Origin of the sequence: Marinomonas rhizomae (assembly GCF_003315485.1) — a bacterium.
In the GTDB taxonomy this organism is placed as follows: domain Bacteria; phylum Pseudomonadota; class Gammaproteobacteria; order Pseudomonadales; family Marinomonadaceae; genus Marinomonas; species Marinomonas rhizomae.
Map to the genome: position 1 here is coordinate 1 of NZ_QNSE01000034.1, position 1,205 is coordinate 1,205.

The 1,205-nt window shown below is 41.0% G+C and carries 1 protein-coding gene; it reads left to right on the top strand.

Going from position 1 to position 1,205, the window contains the following annotated elements; genetic code table 11:
- The first annotated feature begins 184 nt into the window (after positions 1-184).
- On the top strand, positions 185-1,162 hold the full coding sequence (locus tag DFP80_RS20560) for an IS110 family RNA-guided transposase (protein ID WP_113918662.1): 978 nt from the start codon (positions 185-187) through the stop codon (positions 1,160-1,162).
- Positions 1,163-1,205 lie beyond the last annotated feature (43 nt).

Consider the following 1,205-nt stretch of genomic DNA (forward strand, 5'->3'; position numbering starts at 1 on the left):
CCCTTGTATCTTTCTAAGTGAATTGCTTAGCTAGTAATTCACTCTAGTCTGGTAAGTATGTTCCTAGCCCAAGCACTTTGATGCTGTAGGGGAGATTATTCTGCCAGACTAATCCTTCAACATTGGATGGTATCCAAGCGCCTGTTTTACAGTGATGCTGCATGTACAAGGGGAATAAGGATAAATGATTTATATTGGAATTGATGTCGGAAAAAATAAGCTGGATTGTCTTTGGCTAAGGGACGTCCTATCAGAAAAAGTAAAAACAAAAGTATTTAAAAATCATCAGGAAGACTTTGAAAATATTGCACAATGGCTCATGAAAGTGACATCAGCACAGCCTGAACAACTTCATGTCACTCTTGAAGCGACAGGGATTTATCACGAAGGCATTGCTACCCATTTGTTTCATCTAGGGTTTCAAGTTTGTGTCGTTAACCCTGCAAGACCTAAAGAGTTTGCCAAGGCACTTGGTGTGACTCACAAAACGGATAAAGCCGATAGCCTTCTTCTCGCTAAGTTCGGTTATCAAATGGATCCAAAGCGCTGGACACCAGAAGCACCAGAGATACGTAAGCTGAAAGCTCTGATCAAGCGTATAGAGTCGATAGAGAAAGACATACAGCGAGAATTGAATCGGAAAGAACAAGCTGAAATAGCAGACGGCTCTTCTGTTGTTATTAAGTCGATAGACAACATTGTGTCTGTGTTAGTAAAAGAGAAAGAGAGGCTGACTGAAGAGCTGGATACGCATATTGATAATCATCCTACGCTGAAAAAGAAAAGACACCTTCTTGAAAGCATTCCTGGTGTCGGATCTGTTGTATCAAGACTTATGCTATCGGTTCTGTCCTCACATCAATTTGAAAAAGCGGGAAGCGTATCGGCCTACTTGGGGCTTATTCCAAGAATTAGAGAATCAGGGACACTAAAAGGTCGCTCGATGTTATCAAAGGTTGGACCTCCTAATATTAGAGCTAAAGTTTATATGGCCGCCGTTGTCGCAAAACAGTATAACCCTGATGTAAAAGCGCTTTATGATCGCCTAAAAAATCGTGGAAAGACTCACATGCAAGCACTCGGAGCAGCAATGAGAAAGCTTGTACAAATTTGTTTTGGTGTTGTGAAACATCAAAGCGAATACAAGCCTCAAATAGTCTAAATGACTAAAAAAGGCTTGCTTTGAAAGATGGTATCTCCCCTTG